Below are 16,517 nucleotides of genomic sequence, written 5' to 3' on the forward strand. Positions count from 1 at the left end.
ACCTGTTATAAAAAAACCTCACTGGATATTTTCCAGTGAGGTTTTTTCTTTATGAAGAGGAATGCTTTATTTCAGTACTTCTCTTAATTTCGCTTCCAGTGCTTCACCCCTCAGATCAGAAGCAATTACTTTGCCCTGAGGATCCAGCAGGAAATTAGTTGGAATAGCATTGATACCATACACGGGCACCACAGCAGAATCCCAGTATTTAAGATCACTTACATGGTTCCACGCCAAACCATCTTCTTTAATAGCCTGTAGCCATTTGTCTTTTGTTTTGTCGAGAGAAACGCCCAGTACGGTGAAGTTTTTACCTTTATATTGTTGATAGGCTTTCACCACATTCGGGTTTTCCTGGCGGCAGGGACCACACCAGCTCGCCCAGAAATCAAGCAATACATATTTACCCCGGAAAGAACTGAGACTTACCATTTTACCATTCGGATCAGGAAGGGTAAAGTCAGGCGCTACCTGGCCTACTTTAATTGCAGAAGGCTGTTCTCCACCAGCGGCATCGGCGCCACCCTGCGGTGCTTTTTCCAGTTGCGCGATTTTATCGGTCATACTTTTCACCAGCGTATTCTTAGGAAAACGGGTGGTGAGGTTGGTGAACACTTGTTTGTGTGCAATAATTTCTTCCGGGTTTCTTACCTGGCTGATAGCAAATACTGCGTTGGCAGGATTTTTTGTTTTATCTGCCATCAGGAAGAAGCCGTTCTCGAAATCCTTTTCTTTTTTCTGAAAAGCGACCAGTTTGGGCTGGAATACGCTGTCGGGCAGGGCGCCGTGCAGGCTGTCCAGTTGACGCATTTCTTCAGTGAGCGAAATAGATTGTTTGCTGATATCGCCCAAAAATTGTTGCAATTCGGTAGTTGGTTCGGAACCAGTTATTTTAACATCTTCCAGTTTATCCATGTCACCATCCAGCTTCATATCGCCGGCATCGAGGGCCAGTAACACAAATTTGCCATTGTCGAAGCGGATACGGTACAGTCCTTGTTCAGCCACCATCCCTTTCAATGAAAATTTTCCGCCGGCGTCTTTAATATTGGTAGAATCTACCACTTTTACGTTATCCAGGGTGAGCTCTTCCAGCACTACCGGGCCCAATGGAAGATTACTAAAATGTCCATCTATCTTAAATGCACCTTTTTCCGTTTGTCCGGCACATCCTGCCAGGAAAGCACCGGCGGAAATCCATAATAAGTGTTTTTTCATGCTGCTGTTTTTTTGAACATTCATCTGACAAATGCTGCTCAATTTAGGTTAATAATGTGTAACGGTTTTTCAGCCTTTGAGCTTTTCAGCCAGTAATTCGTTCGTAAGACGAGGGTCAGCCTTGCCTTTGGAGAGTTTCATTACCTCCCCTACAAACAAGGACATCAGCCCTTTTTTGCCCCCTTTGAAAGCGGCTACTTTGTCTGGATATTTAGCCAGCACTTCATCAATAATGGGAGCAATATTATCTGCGTTGTTGTCTTGCAATAAATTGAGCCTGGTGGCTATTTCCATTGGATCGGCAGGCGACTGTATCATTTCCGGCAATATGCGGGAAGAGGCGATAGAGAAGCTTACTTTGCCGGCATCTGTTAAGGTAATCAGTGCCGCCAGTGCCGCTGGTGTTACCGGGAAGGCGCTGATGTCTGCCGAGTTTTCATTCAGCCAGGATTTAACAGGTCCCAGCATCCAGTTAGCGGCAGCTTTATACTGGGCAGTAACCGCAATCAGGCTTTCGTAATAATCTGCGGTAGATTTATCATCGCAGATAACGCGGGCATCATATTCCGGTAAGCCAAATTCTGTGGTGTACTTGCGGATCAGCTCTTCTGGCAGTGCTGGCAAAGTAGCCCGGATGTCGGCAATAAACTCATCCGTAAGGCGGAATGGCGCCAGATCCGGTTCCGGGAAGTAGCGGTAATCATTGGCTTCTTCTTTGGAGCGCAGCGAGAAAGAGCTGCCGTTGGATGCGTCAAAGCTGCGGGTTTCCTGTATGAGTGTACCGCCGCTTTCAATCAGGTCTATCTGCCGTTTTACTTCATTATCTATGGCCCGCTTTACGTTGCGGATAGAGTTCATGTTTTTTACTTCCACCTTGGTTCCCAGGGTGGTACTGCCTTTCAGACGAACGGAGATATTAGCATCACAGCGCATGCTCCCTTCTTCCATATTTCCATCACATACGCCCAGGTAACGCACCAGCCGGCGCATCTCTGTGAGATAGGCATACGCTTCGTCACTGCTGTGCATATCCGGCTCGGTAACTATTTCCACCAGGGGCACACCGGCGCGGTTGTAATCCACGTAGCTGTTGTGGGGATCCTGGTCGTGCAACAGTTTGCCGGCATCTTCTTCCAGGTGAATGCGGTTTAATTGCACCTGCCGGGCGCCGGCATCGGTAACAATGGCAATATAGCCACCTTTACAGATGGGCGCAGTATGTTGGGATACCTGGTAACCTTTCGGCAAATCCGGGTAGAAGTAGTTTTTCCTGGCGAAATAGTTGTCTTTTTCAATTTCGCAATGACAGGCCAGGCCAAGTTTGATGGCATATTCTGCCGCTTTACGGTTCATACGGGGCAAAGTGCCCGGATGTGCCATCGTAATTGGGCTGATATGCGTATTGGGAGCACCGCCAAAGGCTGCGCTATCGCTACAAAATAGTTTACTTTCAGTAAGCAACTGGGCATGTACTTCCAGCCCGATTACTGTTTCATATTTGCTGTATATGTCGCTCATATTCCATGCTGATTCCCACAAATATATTCAAATAATGCCGTGATTTCAGGCTATTTGGTGCCAATAAAATCCTAAATTGAGGACAGCAACAACTAAAAAGCTTCCCTATGATCAGTAAGGCCCAGGCAAGTCAGCTTTATCAGGCGCAACAGGTTTATTTCGACTCCGGCGCCACACTTCCGTATTCTTTCCGGAAAAACCAGCTAAAACGGCTGAAGAAAGCCATACAGAAATATGAAGAGAAAATCATTACGGCCTTACATGCCGACCTGCATAAGCATCCAATGGAAGCTTATGGCAGCGAGGTAGGATTTTTATATGAAGAAATCAGCTATATCCTGGATGGTCTCAAACAATGGATGGAACCAGAAGTGGTGACTTCTCCTTTTGTCACCTATCCCAGTAGCAGCCGGGTATATAAGCAGCCCCTCGGCCTCACATTGATCATTGGTCCCTGGAATTATCCGTTTATGCTGCTGATCAGTCCATTACTGGGCGCTATTGCGGGGGGTAACTGTGCGATTATTAAACCTTCGGAGATGGCGCCGCATACAGCTGCTGTTGTTGCCGATCTGATTGCCGATACCTTTGATCCGGCATATATTACCGTTGTACCGGGTGATGGCATGGAAGTGATTCCTATGTTGATGAGCTTCCGCTTTGATCATGTGTTTTTTACGGGTAGTATTCCCGTGGGCAAAAAAATTATGGAGATGGCTGTTCCACACCTTACGCCGGTAACACTGGAGTTGGGCGGTAAATCACCCTGCGTGGTGGATGAAAACGTGAATGTAAACGTAGCCGCTAAACGTATTGTTTGGGGTAAGTTCTGGAATGCCGGACAAACCTGCGTGGCGCCTGATTATCTCCTGGTACATCAAAATATAAAAGAAGAGCTGGTAACAGCACTCAAAGCAACTATTACAGAATTTTTTGGAGATGATCCCGCAGCCAGCGGCGATTATGCCCGGATGATCAACAGTAAACGCTTTGATACCGTAGCTACCTATTTAAAAGAAGGTCATATCCTGCATGGAGGTCAAATCAACCGCGATCAACTTTATATCGCTCCTACCCTGCTGGATGATGTAGAATGGACGGATCCCGTGATGCAGGATGAAATATTCGGACCGGTATTGCCTATCCTGACTTATACTGATTTGCCGCAGGCAATACAAGCCATCAAACAACTTCCTTACCCGCTGGCGTTGTACGTGTTTACAAAGAGTAAGAAAACAGAAAAGATGCTGATAGAACAAGTACGTTTTGGCGGCGGTTGTGTGAATAATGCGTTGGTGCATCTCACTAATCCTGAATTACCCTTTGGTGGAGCAGGTTACAGCGGAATGGGTAAATATCATGGTAAATATAGTTTTGACACGTTTACGCATCAGAAAGGAATGCTGAAAACAGGTACCTGGCTGGACGTACCTACCAAGTATCCTCCATTTAAGAATAAGTTGAAGCTAATGAAGATGATTATGAAATAAGCTGAAAGCGTAAAGCAGAAAGCAAAAAGCAATTGAAGCGAATGATGGGCGCAAGTATTTAATTTACTCATCCGCGTCCATCATTCGCTTCAATTGCTTTTTGCTTTTTGCTTTCTACAATTCTGCTTTATTTAATTGCTTCGGTATTTTTATTTCCAGTGATTGTGTTTGTCCGTTTCGTTTAACCGTAGCCGTTATAGTTCCTTTGCTGCGGTTTTCACGGAATGCTTTGGATAAATCCGCTGCGGATTTAACCTGGGTGCCAGCGAGTTCCGTTACAATGTCCTCTTTTTTAAACCCGGCTTTTTCAGCTGCGGAGGCAGTGGCAATATCAATTACCTGGGCACCTTCGTCATTTTCGGTATCCTGTACCTGCAGGCCAAGTTTTACGCCTTCTTCAGGGCGATTGTACCAGCCATTTCCGAAGCCTTGTCCGCCACGTGGCGGAGCCGGGAAGCTAAACATGCGGGGAGCGGTTCTGGGTTGTCCGAAAGGGGAATTACCATTCCAGCTATTCATGCCAGGGTCTTTCCTTTCGTCCAGTGTAACCACTACTTTACTGGTTTTAGAATTACGTATATACGATACCGTTATTTTGTCTGCGGGTTGATGTTTAGCGATGATTTCAAACAGTTGCGCAGGTTCATTTATTTTTTCCTGGTCAATGGCGGTAATGATATCTCCTTCTTTGATGCCTGCTTTATCTGCGGCGGTTCCTTTGGCTACCGTTTTTACGGTAACGCCGGTGGCGCCTTTCTTTTCCGTGATAACGCCCAGCATGGCCTTGTTGGAGGGGGCTGCCATCGCATCATCGTCATCGCCGTCATCGCCATTGAACAGATCAAAATTGCCGGGGAGATTATCGCTATCGAAGCTGAGGGCGTTGCCATCGCGCGGAATAATTTTTCTGCGGAAAACGGAGAGGTTAGGATCCTTGTATTCCTCGAGTTTTTGACCATTGAGTAAGATGTCGCCATTTTTAATTTCCACGGTCACCTTACTGTCTTTGTCGTTTTTGTGTTTAATCACAATTTCATCAAACTCTCCCATTTGATCTTTGGGCGACTTAGCTGTTTGCGCAGATACCGCGCCCGTAATAAAGCAGGAAAAACCCGCCAGTGTGAGGATTTGCAGTAACCTGGTCATATTACTTCATTGTTTTGTTTACTAAATGTAAGCTAATGAGGCAAAATTAACGGGTGAGAGAGGAAAGAAAAAGTTAAAAAAGAAAGCATAAAGCAGAAAGCGTAAAGCAAAAAGCTATTAAAGCGAATGACCAGAGCGAGTAATTAAGTTACCCATCCGCCCTGGTCATTCGCTTTAATAGCTTTTTGCTTTACGCTTTTAGCTTTATGCCTGCTGCAGCACTTTCTTCACTGCGGCAATAGCCTGATCTAATTTGTCGGTATCTTGTCCGCCGGCTGTGGCAAAGGTTTTCTGACCACCGCCACCACCTTTGATCAATGGCGCAATATGTTCTTTAATTAATTTCGGTGCTTCAAATCCTTTGGCAGTTACTATTGATTCGTCTATAGTCAATGCTACGCTGGCTTTGCCGCCTATATTAGCAACAAATAACAGCACATGATCCGGGATTTCGTTTTTCAGCTGGAAAGACAGTTGTTTCAATCCTTCTGCATTGCTTACGGATACAATTTGTCCGAGGAAGTTAATGCCGTTGATTTGTTCCGCCTGTTGACGCAGACTGGCAGCCAGCGCGCGTACTTTTTCAAGTTCCAGCGCTTCCAGTTGTTTTTCCAGGGCCGCTTTATCCTGCAGTAACGTTTCTACTGTTTTAACGATTTCTTTCGGATTTTTCAGGGCTGCCTTGATTTCTTTCAGTTGCAGCAACTGCTCATTCACAAAAGCTTCTGCTTTGGCACCGGTAACAGCTTCCACGCGGCGTACGCCGGCAGCTACTGCGCTTTCGGATACAAATTTAAACTGGCCCAGTTCGCCGGTAGAGCTGATGTGGGTACCACCGCATAATTCTACGCTATAAGCAGGATCTATCATGACTACCCGCACCACATCACCGTATTTTTCGCCGAATAATGCCATGGCACCCAGTTTCAGGGCTTCTTCCTTAGGTAGTTCACGGATCACTACAGGGATGTTTTCCCGGATTTTTTCATTGACAATGGCTTCAATCTGTGCCATTTCCTCGTCTGTTACTTTGGCAAAATGCGAAAAGTCGAAACGAAGCGCCTCTGCGTTTACGAGAGATCCTTTCTGCGCTACGTGGGTACCTAATACCTGGCGCAGGGCGGCATGCAGCAGGTGGGTAGCGGAGTGATGACGCTCTGTGTTATGACGTTTATCCTTTGCTACGGCTGCTTTTACTACTGCACCAGGCTGTGTTGGCAGCTTATCCGCAAAATGGATAGTGAGGTTGTTTTCTTTTTTGGTATCAGTTACATGAATAATTTCTTCTCCAAAATGCAGGGTACCGGTATCGCCTACCTGTCCGCCGCTTTCTGCGTAGAAAGGCGTTTGGCCCAGTACGAGCTGGAATTGTTCCTTGCCTTTAGCTTTTACAGTACGGTACTTCAGGAGTTTGGTAGTGCTTTCCAGTTGTTCGTAGCCGATGAAAACAGAGTTGGGGGTTTCGTCCAGTACTACCCAGTCGCCCATATCCAGCTCCGTAGCGGCGCGGGAACGGTCTTTCTGTTCTTTCATGGCAGCCTCGAATCCTTTTTCATCCACGGAGAAACCATTTTCTGCAGCGATCAGGCTGGTAAGATCATAAGGGAAACCGTAGGTATCATATAATTCGAAAGCAGTTTTACCATCTACTGCTTTAACAGCGGCATGTTGGATAAAGTCTTCGATCCGGCGTATACCGCTTTCCAGGGTACGCAGGAAGTTGTTTTCTTCTTCAAAAACTACTTTCCTTACGAAGTCCACCTGTTGTTGCAGTTCCGGGAACACATGTGAAAACTGAGCCGCCAGTACAGGTACGAGGTCGTGCAGCAGTGGTTTTTTCACGTCCAGGAAGGAGTAGTAGTAACGTACCGCCCTACGCAGGATGCGGCGAATAACGTAGCCAGCGCCAGTATTTGAAGGCAGTTGTCCATCTGCTATGGTAAAAGAAATCGCACGGATATGGTCTGCAATTACGCGGAAGGCCACATCTTTTTTATCATCAGTACCAGTATATTTTTTCCCGCTGAGCCCTTCCGTGGTGTGGATAGTACCCATAAACAGGTCGGTATCATAATTGGAGGTTTTGCCCTGTAATACCCGTACCAGGCGTTCGAGGCCCATACCGGTATCTACGTGTTGTGCTGGCAGTGGTTCCAGGGACTTATCTTTTAGGCGGTTGAACTGCATGAATACGTTGTTCCATATTTCAATCACCTGTGGATGGTCTGCATTAACCAGGGCTTTACCGTCTACCTGCTTTCTTTCTTCTTCCGTGCGGCAGTCGACATGGATTTCGGAGCAAGGGCCGCAAGGACCAGTATCTCCCATCTCCCAAAAATTATCCTTTTTGTTACCTAACAGGATACGGTCTTCCGCAATATGTTCTTTCCAGAAATTATATGCTTCTTCGTCTTTTGGCAGGTTTTCGCTTGCATCTCCCTGAAATACAGTTACATAGAGTTTGTCTTTCGGGATTTTATATACTTCTGTCAGCAATTCCCAGCTCCAGGCAATGGCTTCTTTCTTAAAATAGTCGCCAAAGCTCCAGTTACCGAGCATTTCAAACATGGTATGGTGGTAAGTATCAATACCCACTTCTTCCAGGTCGTTGTGCTTGCCGCTTACCCGCAGGCACTTTTGCGTATCTACCACTCTTTTGTGGGGTGGAACCCGGTTTCCAAGGAAATAATCCTTAAACTGGTTCATACCCGCATTGGTGAACATCAGGGTGGGGTCGTTTTTGATAACGATAGGGGCAGATGGCACAATCTGGTGCCCTTTTGACGCAAAAAAGTCCAGGAATTGCTGTCTTATTTCAGATGCTGTCATAAATATTGATACGAATTAATATGTATTTTATATCTTATAAAGGCGTTTCAACCAGCTTTGGGCTTGTAACTGTATTTCAAGCCCTTATAAAGTAGTTAGAAAATTGACATTCAAAAGGTTGATGTTTTAATCTAATTACAGTAGGTTTGTGCGCCTTATTTTCCCGCCGTGTTAAAGGGAGTGCAAAAATATCAAAATCTGGTATGATTATGCAAAACAGCTTGTATAACCCGGCAAAAATAGTTCTATGGGAAAAGAAATGCCAACGAAACCATCCATAAGTTTGTGCCTCGTGAAATAAATCTGTTGTCATAGCGTTCACTGCACTATGGCGCATAAAGTATACCCTGGTGCATGAAGAAGGTTAAATATTTTTATAATACCCAAACATTAAAATACGAGAAGCTCGTAGTATCACTGCGGGTTAAAGTCCTGCGAATACTGGGGTTTGTGTCTGCGGCGATCGTTACTGGTGCCATTTTCCTGTCTGTGGCCTACCGTCTGGTAGACTCGCCCAAGGAGAAATCGCTCCGTCGTGACCTGGAAGGCATGAAGGAAAAATATGACGCCTTACAGGGCCGTATGAAGGAAGTAAAGGGTAAACTGGCTGAGCTGGAAGACCGGGATAATGAAATTTACCGCGTCATCTTTGAAGCTTCCCCCATTCCGGACAGTACCCGTATGGGTAAAATAAAGCGGGATGAAGAAGCCGCCCAGTTGCAATCTTTCGCCAGCAGCGAAATTATTGCCTCCACCGCCGTTTTGCTGAAAGAACTCAATAACCGGGTAAAAGCACAGGAAGCCTCTTATGACGAAATTGACAAGATGGTGAAGAATAAACAGCAAATGCTGGCATCTATCCCCGCTATACAGCCTGTATCCAATAAAGATCTTAAACATATTGCCTCCGGTTTCGGCTATCGTATAGATCCTATCTATAAAACCATGAAGTACCATGCGGGCCTCGATTTTGCGGCACCCAGCGGTACCCCCATCTATTCTACCGGTGATGGTACCGTGGAAGAAGCCAGCCTGAGTGATGTAGGGTATGGTAACCACGTAGTGATCCGCCATGGATATGGTTATAAAACATTATATGGCCACATGCTGCGTATGAAAGTAAAAGCCGGCCAGGTAGTGAAACGTGGAGATGTATTGGGATGGGTAGGCAGTACCGGTAAATCTACCGGACCCCACTGTCACTATGAGGTGATGAAAAACGGTGAAAAGGTAGATCCGGTATACTTCTTCTTCAATGACCTCACACCCGAACAATTTGATCGTATGCTGAAAATGGCCAGATCCGGAAATCAGTCTTTCGACTAACCTGAAACTGTTAATCATTAGTTTTTAGTAAGTTATATGTCCTTACTAATCATATCAAACTAAAAAATCCAGTATTAAAAAGCGGAAATCTAAAGGCTAAAAGCTTAACTTCATCTTCGTAAAAGATATTTGTCACCTCGTTTTTTACTACGATGCACCAGCTAGACCTTTTTTCGACACCTGGAATACCGCATCCTGCTGAAGTTGCGGTAACAAAACCAGCTAAAGTAAAAGTAAAGGCAAGCAGCAAAAAAGCTGCCGTAGCGCCCATCATAACTGGGAAAAAACGGGGACGTAAATCACTGAAAGAATTATCGGAGGACCCGGACCTGATTATGGAATTGGATAAATTGGTACTAGATAAGCAGTATTATTCAATTAGTGAGGTGGCTGCCATGTTTAAAGTCAACACCTCATTGATACGCTATTGGGAGAATGAATTCGATATACTGCAGCCCAAAAAGAACCGAAAAGGCGACCGGCTTTTCCGGCAGGAAGATATTCAGCACCTCAAATTAATTTACCACCTACTGCGCGAAAGAAAATATACGATTGAAGGAGCCAAGCAGAAATTGAAGGAAGATCATAAACTGGCCGCCCGGAATTTCGAAATGGTACAGGCTTTGCTGAAGGTACGGGGTTTCTTAACGGAACTGAAAGATCAATTATAAAAACATCATTATGCGATTGAAAACATTACTATTGGGTGGCGGCTTGTTATTCTCCTCCCTGGCCTGGGCTCAGAGTGGAAAGGTATTGAAGGGCAAGATAGACATGAAAACACTGATGAATGATACCTCCACCACGTGGTTCTACAAAGGTGTAAATAGCTACCAGCCTAATGACAATATGCTCAACTATATTAAAACCAACCGCTCCAACTTCAATATGGTAGTGGTAATGGGCACCTGGGACGAAACCAGCCGCGAAGTAATTCCGGCCCTCTATAAAGTTATGATCACCGGCGGTAGCCCGGAAGAGCAGATTGTTATGTTTGCGGCCGATCAGAAATTGCAGTCAGATGCCCCGGTTGACTATAAAGTAAAGAAGCTGCCTACTATCATTGTATTTAAAGATGGCAAAGAAGAAGGTCGTATTGTAGGCACCCCTAAGGAGTCTGTAGAAGCTGATCTGTCCCGTATTTTGCTGTCCAGCAGCCAGAAAGAAAAAGAGAAAGAGAAAGATAAAGAGTAAACGTGAGTTTTTGTCTTTTTCAGGATTATACTGATTATACTGATTTTTATTTTTTATAATAGAGGAGAATAAAAGACTTGGGGGAGATATAAGCGACTCTGCTTACATCTCCCCCAAATCTTTATAATCAAAAAATAAAAATCAGTATAATCAGTATAATCCTGAAAAAGACAAAAACTCACGGCCGTTGATCGGTAATGGTTACATTGGTGGAGGTAGTGGGTAATTTGATCCCCCTGGCTTCCAAAAGCTTGATCACTGTCAGGTTCACGCTTTCTCTTAATGCCGCATACCGGGTACCGTCAATAATATAGGTATTGAAAATGATCTGGATAACGTAGGTGTCCTTTGTAAAATCATTCAGGTTCACCGTGAAATTATCCAGCACGCTCTCATTGTTTGTTAAGGATTGCCTTACATCCTGTAAAAATGATAACACGGCATCCGCTGGTGTATCTGTACCCAGTTCCAGCTTTAACGCCACCCGCTGTTGGGTGCGCAGGGAAAGGTTGTCCAGGATACTATCCACCATTTTTTTGTTAGGTACCGTTACAAAAGTCTTTTCCAGTGTACGTATGCGGGTACTGCGCAAACCAATTTTTTCCACGGACCCCTGGTAGGCATCTACTTTAACGCTATCGCCTACACGGAATGGCTTGTCAAAGAAAATGATGAAAGAGCCAATCAGGTTTTCAATACTTTCTTTGGCAGCAAGTGCAAGGGCTGCCGCACCAATACCAAGACCCGCAATGATTTTATTGACCAGTCCTACCCCAAACAGGATGCGTATAAATGCAATGGCCCCCATTATAAATATGATGGCCTTGAAGAAGTCGCGGAAGAAAATGATGAATTGATTATCCGTCTTATCTTCTGTCAGGTCCGCTTTCTTTTCCAGTACCAGGGCTACAAAGTCAATCAGCCGCAGTATAATCCAGATAATGCTCATGCTCAGCGACAGCTCCAGTAAGGTATCTGTTACATTTTGCAGGGTGGCTTTACCATATACATGTACATTAAGCAGTCGCGGAAACGTAAACCGGTCAATGGTGAGCATGAAGGTGACCAGCAGCAGGAAGTACTCCAGTGGCCGTAGCAGCAGGGTCACAAAATCTTTTTCGTCAATCTGCGGCGACCAGTGTTTCACCAGCCGGAACAGGATGGCGGCTACTCCTTTGGAGATATACCGTTTTACAATCCACACAAATAACAATACACCTACCAGGACCATGTAATCCCGTACGGAGTTGTCTAAAAAAACCTGGTTCAAAAATTCATTCATAAAATGATGGCTAAATAATTCTGCTACTTTCCTGGTTAATCAATATTACGCCAGGCTGACTACCGATGTTAAAACTGCCGTAGGTATCCTCTATACCCAGGGCCTTTGCGCCATTAAAAGTAGCCCATTGCAGGATTTCTGCCAACGGAATTTCCGGAAAATGCTGGCGGATGGTTTTTATTTCTTCCCAGACAGACAGGGTATGGTTAGAAGCCAGGCTGTCTGTACCCAGGGTGATAGGGCATTGCAGGCGCCGTAGCAGTGGAATATCCGGCAGGCGGTTTTCTATATAAAGGTTGGCCTGCGGGCAAAGACACCACCAGGTTTCTACTGGTTGTTGCTGTGCAAATCGTATATCCTGTTCCGTAGTAAAGGTGTTGTGTACGAGTAGTATTTTGTTTTGGGAGAAGTAGGGCAGATAAGCCTCCAGGCTGTTGGTACCGCTGGGCTGGAAGCCGCTGACGTCCATCCCGAACTGTTGATAAAAGGCCAGGAAATCGCCGGTTTTTTGCCGGAACAATTCATTTTCCGCGGCTGTTTCCTGGTTGTGGATACTTACCGGCGTATTGGCAGGGGTGCTGGCCAGCAGTTCAAAGAGCGTAGCACTAACGGAATAGGGTGCATGCGGAACAATAGAGCATTGGTGCCGGGAATTATTGATTTCCCGGAAGGCGGCCAGTACTTCCATACTATACTGGTAGCGGCTATTGGCGCCGGCATCTGCTACACCCATGCATTCTACGAAAGAGTGGTAGTACATCCTGCCCTGCTGCTTTTTAACCAGGGTGGCGGTGCCGTTGCAGATATCACCTACTGCGGAGATGCCACTTTCCCACATAGCCTGTTCGGCGGCATCAATCGCCGTATTGATGTTGCCGGAGTGATTATTCCTGGATTGCATCACCTGGGTGAGGAAGGTGGGCAGGCCGGTTTTTTCCGGAATGGCCCCTTTCATATGCGATAATTCCAGGTGACAATGGGTATTTATGAAGCCGGGACATAAAATTCCATCCAGTTCCTGCACACCCTCACCTGCCCCGGAATCGGCTACAATGTCCGCCACTACGCCATCTTCCTGTAGGATCAGCACGTTGCCGGGCCCCAATAATTGGGTGCCGTTAAATATATCTTTTCCCTTTAATTTGATCTGTTTCAATTACCTGCTGTTTAATTAAGTTAATGGTGTTAATTTTGCAACCCGATTGGCAGTATCTTTTTCCGGTTGGGAAGGGATACTCAAAAGTCAAATATAATTATGATAGACAAACTGGAAGCTATAAAAGGTCGTTTCGAGCAGGTATCAATGGCGCTCACCAACCCTGAAGTTGTTAGTGATAACAAGAAATTTGGTCAGCTGAGCAAAGAATACCGCCAGCTGGAAAAGATCGTGAAGGCATACGACGCCTACCTGAAACTACTGGACAATATTGCATTCAATAAAGAAGTGCTGGACAGTGGTGATGACGAAATGCGTGACCTGGCGAAAGCGGAAACAGAAGAACTGCAGGAGCAGAAAACCGCGCTGGAAGCAGATATCCGCAACCTGTTGATACCAAAAGATCCCCAGGATGAAAAGAATGCCATTCTTGAAATCCGTGCCGGTACCGGTGGTGATGAGGCCAGCCTTTTTGCGGGCGACCTGTTCCGCATGTACCTGCGTTTTTGTGAGCTGAGAGGCTGGACTACCAGTTTGCTGAGTGAGAACCCAGGTTCTGCGGGTGGTTACAAGGAAATAGTGATGGAAGTAAGTGGCGACGATGTATATGGTACCCTGAAATTTGAGTCAGGCGTTCACCGCGTACAGCGTGTACCGGCGACAGAAGCCTCCGGCCGCGTACATACCTCAGCGGCTACGGTGGCGGTATTGCCCGAAGCAGAAGAAGTAGACGTAGACGTACGCGAAGCGGATATTAAGATGGATACCTTCCGTTCTTCCGGCGCAGGTGGACAGCACGTAAATAAAACAGAATCGGCGGTAAGGCTGACGCATATTCCTACTGGTGTGGTAGTAGAGTGCCAGGAAGGACGTAGCCAGCACTCCAACCGCGAAATAGCCATGAAAATGTTGCGTACCCGTATTTATGAAGCAGCGGTACGTAAACATGAAGACGCCATCGCCTCCCAGCGTAAAAGCCTGGTGTCTACCGGTGACCGTTCGGCTAAAATCCGTACCTATAACTATCCCCAGGGAAGGGTTACGGATCACCGTATTGGTATGACAGTATACAATATGGATGCCTTCATGAATGGAGAAATCAAAGATATGATTGATGCCCTCTCTTTCGCTGAAAACGCGGAAAAATTAAAGCAGGGAAACTAATCTGATACCAGCCATGTTATTGCAGAAAGATGCCGGCAGATGAATGCTGTGTTATCTTTCTGCAATAGCCTGCTAATTTCTCAAAATATCCTACATTTAGTTAGCGGTCTCATTTTTACGGGACTGTACTAAAGAAATAGAAAACCTTTTCTTCCCCTTAAATCATCTTCAAATGTTAGAGCAATTAATGGACCTCGTTCGGGAGCATGCACAGGGCGCTGTGGTGAACAATCCTGCTGTTCCTAATGAACACAATGAAGCCGTTATTGGCGCCGCTACTGAATCTATCGCGTCTGGCCTGCAACAGGAACTGGCCAACGGTAACACAGAAGGCGTGTTGTCTTTATTGGGTGGCAATAGTGCTGCAGATGCCAGCAATCCGGTAGTAGGCAATATTTCCAATAACCTGGTAGGTACCTTGTTGGAAAAATTCAACCTGGATAAAGGCGCTGCTACACAACTGGCCGCTTCATTAATCCCTACCGTGTTAAGCTCCCTGGCTAACAAAACAAAAGACCCTTCCAATGGCAGCTTCAGCCTGGATGGTATTCTTAATTCATTAACCGGTGGCTCTGCACAGGGCATCAATTTGCAGGGCATACTGGGACAGTTATCCGGCGGATTAGATAAAAATGGTGATGGACATGTAGACCTGGAAGATTTGAAAAGCCTTTTATCTAATGGTGCTCAACAACAGCAGCAAGCGAATACAGGCGGTGGCATAGGTGGATTATTAAAAAATCTGTTAGGTTAATCTTTTTGGTCACTTGCATTGTTTAATAACTGACAGTCATGTTGATTGTATATGATCCATTTGTCATGTGTTAAAAACTTGCAAAATTTTCGTTGCTCGTTTATTGATACCAATCAATCAGTTGTGAATGTTAAATCAAGTTGGCAGCATATTTGATTACAAGTTTTTCAATTAGTTTTGTCAACGGAACTAATGCTTAAAAACCTTCATGTTTAAAATTATTATGATGAAAAATTTCAATGTTCTGGTAGCTTTAGTCTTATCTGTAACCATGTTGTTCAGTTGTAAAACCTGGCAGAGCGCGGACAATACTAAAAAAGGTGCTGCTATTGGCGTAGGTGGTGGTGCTGCCGCTGGTGCTATCATCGGTAAAGCAGCCGGTAACACTGCACTGGGTGCTATTATTGGTGCTGTAGTTGGTGGGGCTGGTGGAGCTTTGATCGGAAAGAAAATGGATAAGCAGGCACAGGAAATTAAAACAGAAGTACCGAATGCTACTGTTGAACGTGTAGGTGAAGGTATCAACGTAACCTTTGATGCAGGCGTATTATTTGGTTTCGATAAATCAAACCTGTCTCCTGTAGCCCAGGACAACATTAAACAACTGGCTGTTATTCTGAACAAATACCCTGATACTTATGTACGTGTGGAAGGTCATACGGACGATAAGGGTACAGATGAGTACAACATGGGATTATCTGAAAGAAGAACTAAAACGGTAATAGCATTCCTGCAGGCGCAAGGTATTGCAGCTAACCGTATTCAAGGCTTCTGGTATGGTAAATCTCAGCCTAAAGTACCAAACGATTCAGATGCTAACCGTGCTATTAACCGCCGTTGTGAGTTCTCTATCTTTGCAAATGATAAGATGAAATCAGACGCGAAGAAAGAAGCAGGTCAGCAATAATCAAAATATTAAGAACACTTATTTCTCATAAGCAGATATATATCCCCCCCCGCTTCAGCGGGAGGGGATTTTTATTTTTTGTCTGTCAGGAACATACGCCGCACTATATGGAATACCCATACACCGGCAATAGCTCCCAGGGTATCTGCTAATACGTCGTACATATCAAAGCTGCGGCCTACTACCCAGTATTTCTGGATATATTCAATAGCAAGGCCGTAAGCAGCAGCTATTATTACCAGTATCACCAGGGTAAGTGGAGCAATGAATTTCTTTTGCCAGTAAATGGCCAGGCTAAGGAATAATACAATGCCGCCAAACAGGCCGAAGTGAACAAACTTATCGAAATGGATTTTATCTAAGAATGAGCTGGAGGGAATATCTTTTCCCGGCAGGGTACACAAAAAAAGAATCAGGAGTATCCAAAGTATGGCAGGAATATAATATCTGACGTGCTTCATCTTATATGTGCTTGCTGGCAATTAGTAAAAAAAAGACAACAGGCTTATCGCAAATAACGTAGCCTGTTGTCC

14 protein-coding genes are annotated in these 16,517 nt (G+C 45.3%); 7 read left to right on the top strand and 7 right to left on the bottom strand.

Annotated features, from left to right (window positions below):
* Positions 1 to 66: 66 nt before the first annotated feature.
* The gene (locus AC5ZC7_RS31150) at positions 67 to 1,218 is read right to left on the bottom strand and encodes a redoxin domain-containing protein (RefSeq protein WP_496161467.1); all 1,152 of its coding nucleotides are present in this window, start codon (positions 1,216 to 1,218) and stop codon (positions 67 to 69) included.
* A 69-nt stretch (positions 1,219 to 1,287) separates the two neighbouring features.
* The gene (gene gatB, locus AC5ZC7_RS31155) at positions 1,288 to 2,736 is read right to left on the bottom strand and encodes an Asp-tRNA(Asn)/Glu-tRNA(Gln) amidotransferase subunit GatB (RefSeq protein WP_496161466.1); all 1,449 of its coding nucleotides are present in this window, start codon (positions 2,734 to 2,736) and stop codon (positions 1,288 to 1,290) included.
* A 107-nt stretch (positions 2,737 to 2,843) separates the two neighbouring features.
* On the opposite strand from gatB, the gene AC5ZC7_RS31160 reads away from it, so the two are divergent.
* Complete coding sequence (locus AC5ZC7_RS31160; protein WP_511911297.1) at positions 2,844 to 4,226, top strand: aldehyde dehydrogenase; 1,383 nt, start codon at positions 2,844 to 2,846, stop codon at positions 4,224 to 4,226.
* Positions 4,227 to 4,340: 114 nt separating this feature from the next.
* Here AC5ZC7_RS31160 and AC5ZC7_RS31165 read toward each other — a convergent pair whose 3' ends face one another.
* Positions 4,341 to 5,372 (bottom strand): PDZ domain-containing protein, encoded by a 1,032-nt coding sequence (locus tag AC5ZC7_RS31165; RefSeq protein WP_496161465.1) that lies wholly within the window; start codon positions 5,370 to 5,372, stop codon positions 4,341 to 4,343.
* A 204-nt stretch (positions 5,373 to 5,576) separates the two neighbouring features.
* Positions 5,577 to 8,201 (bottom strand): alanine--tRNA ligase, encoded by a 2,625-nt coding sequence (gene alaS / locus AC5ZC7_RS31170; RefSeq protein ID WP_496161464.1) that lies wholly within the window; start codon positions 8,199 to 8,201, stop codon positions 5,577 to 5,579.
* A 354-nt stretch (positions 8,202 to 8,555) separates the two neighbouring features.
* On the opposite strand from alaS, the gene AC5ZC7_RS31175 reads away from it, so the two are divergent.
* The 3 genes from AC5ZC7_RS31175 (at position 8,556) to AC5ZC7_RS31185 (ending at position 10,721) form a co-directional block, all read left to right on the top strand.
* Positions 8,556 to 9,527, top strand: coding sequence for a peptidoglycan DD-metalloendopeptidase family protein (locus tag AC5ZC7_RS31175; protein ID WP_496161463.1), 972 nt, complete (start codon positions 8,556 to 8,558; stop codon positions 9,525 to 9,527).
* Between the two features lie 152 nt (positions 9,528 to 9,679).
* Positions 9,680 to 10,198, top strand: coding sequence for a MerR family transcriptional regulator (locus AC5ZC7_RS31180; protein ID WP_496161462.1), 519 nt, complete (start codon positions 9,680 to 9,682; stop codon positions 10,196 to 10,198).
* Positions 10,199 to 10,208: 10 nt separating this feature from the next.
* A complete protein-coding gene (locus AC5ZC7_RS31185) occupies positions 10,209 to 10,721 on the top strand; it encodes a thioredoxin domain-containing protein (RefSeq protein WP_496161461.1) in 513 nt (170 codons plus the stop codon).
* 178 nt (positions 10,722 to 10,899) lie between these two features.
* Here AC5ZC7_RS31185 and AC5ZC7_RS31190 read toward each other — a convergent pair whose 3' ends face one another.
* Both AC5ZC7_RS31190 and AC5ZC7_RS31195 read right to left on the bottom strand, forming a co-directional pair.
* The gene (locus AC5ZC7_RS31190; protein WP_496161460.1) at positions 10,900 to 12,003 is read right to left on the bottom strand and encodes a mechanosensitive ion channel domain-containing protein; all 1,104 of its coding nucleotides are present in this window, start codon (positions 12,001 to 12,003) and stop codon (positions 10,900 to 10,902) included.
* 10 nt (positions 12,004 to 12,013) lie between these two features.
* Positions 12,014 to 13,159, bottom strand: a complete 1,146-nt coding sequence (locus tag AC5ZC7_RS31195; RefSeq protein ID WP_496161459.1) for an amidohydrolase family protein — start codon at positions 13,157 to 13,159, stop codon at positions 12,014 to 12,016.
* A gap of 99 nt (positions 13,160 to 13,258) precedes the next feature.
* Between AC5ZC7_RS31195 and prfA the strand changes: the two genes are divergently transcribed.
* From prfA to AC5ZC7_RS31210, 3 genes are all read left to right on the top strand, one after another.
* Positions 13,259 to 14,323 (top strand): peptide chain release factor 1, encoded by a 1,065-nt coding sequence (prfA, locus tag AC5ZC7_RS31200; protein WP_496161458.1) that lies wholly within the window; start codon positions 13,259 to 13,261, stop codon positions 14,321 to 14,323.
* A 172-nt stretch (positions 14,324 to 14,495) separates the two neighbouring features.
* Positions 14,496 to 15,077, top strand: a complete 582-nt coding sequence (locus AC5ZC7_RS31205; protein WP_496161457.1) for a hypothetical protein — start codon at positions 14,496 to 14,498, stop codon at positions 15,075 to 15,077.
* 226 nt (positions 15,078 to 15,303) lie between these two features.
* Complete coding sequence (locus AC5ZC7_RS31210; protein WP_496161566.1) at positions 15,304 to 15,984, top strand: YiaD family glycine zipper/OmpA-like lipoprotein; 681 nt, start codon at positions 15,304 to 15,306, stop codon at positions 15,982 to 15,984.
* A 71-nt stretch (positions 15,985 to 16,055) separates the two neighbouring features.
* Here AC5ZC7_RS31210 and AC5ZC7_RS31215 read toward each other — a convergent pair whose 3' ends face one another.
* Entirely contained in the window at positions 16,056 to 16,445 is a 390-nt protein-coding gene (locus tag AC5ZC7_RS31215; protein ID WP_496161456.1) for a VanZ family protein, read from the bottom strand.
* Between the last annotated feature and the right edge of the window lie 72 nt (positions 16,446 to 16,517).

The organism is Chitinophaga sp. 9-1-y, from assembly GCF_059511905.2.

Excerpts from the sequence above, each read along its gene's own strand:
- AC5ZC7_RS31150 (WP_496161467.1), bottom strand. The coding sequence starts at position 1,218 with ATGAAAAAACACTTATTATGGATTTCCGCCGGTGCTTTCCTGGCAGGA.
- gatB (WP_496161466.1), bottom strand. The coding sequence starts at position 2,736 with ATGAGCGACATATACAGCAAATATGAAACAGTAATCGGGCTGGAAGTA.
- AC5ZC7_RS31160 (WP_511911297.1), top strand. The coding sequence starts at position 2,844 with ATGATCAGTAAGGCCCAGGCAAGTCAGCTTTATCAGGCGCAACAGGTT.
- AC5ZC7_RS31165 (WP_496161465.1), bottom strand. The coding sequence starts at position 5,372 with ATGACCAGGTTACTGCAAATCCTCACACTGGCGGGTTTTTCCTGCTTT.
- alaS (WP_496161464.1), bottom strand. The coding sequence starts at position 8,201 with ATGACAGCATCTGAAATAAGACAGCAATTCCTGGACTTTTTTGCGTCA.
- AC5ZC7_RS31175 (WP_496161463.1), top strand. The coding sequence starts at position 8,556 with ATGAAGAAGGTTAAATATTTTTATAATACCCAAACATTAAAATACGAG.
- AC5ZC7_RS31180 (WP_496161462.1), top strand. The coding sequence starts at position 9,680 with ATGCACCAGCTAGACCTTTTTTCGACACCTGGAATACCGCATCCTGCT.
- AC5ZC7_RS31185 (WP_496161461.1), top strand. The coding sequence starts at position 10,209 with ATGCGATTGAAAACATTACTATTGGGTGGCGGCTTGTTATTCTCCTCC.
- AC5ZC7_RS31190 (WP_496161460.1), bottom strand. The coding sequence starts at position 12,003 with ATGAATGAATTTTTGAACCAGGTTTTTTTAGACAACTCCGTACGGGAT.
- prfA (WP_496161458.1), top strand. The coding sequence starts at position 13,259 with ATGATAGACAAACTGGAAGCTATAAAAGGTCGTTTCGAGCAGGTATCA.
- AC5ZC7_RS31205 (WP_496161457.1), top strand. The coding sequence starts at position 14,496 with ATGTTAGAGCAATTAATGGACCTCGTTCGGGAGCATGCACAGGGCGCT.
- AC5ZC7_RS31210 (WP_496161566.1), top strand. The coding sequence starts at position 15,304 with ATGAAAAATTTCAATGTTCTGGTAGCTTTAGTCTTATCTGTAACCATG.
- AC5ZC7_RS31215 (WP_496161456.1), bottom strand. The coding sequence starts at position 16,445 with ATGAAGCACGTCAGATATTATATTCCTGCCATACTTTGGATACTCCTG.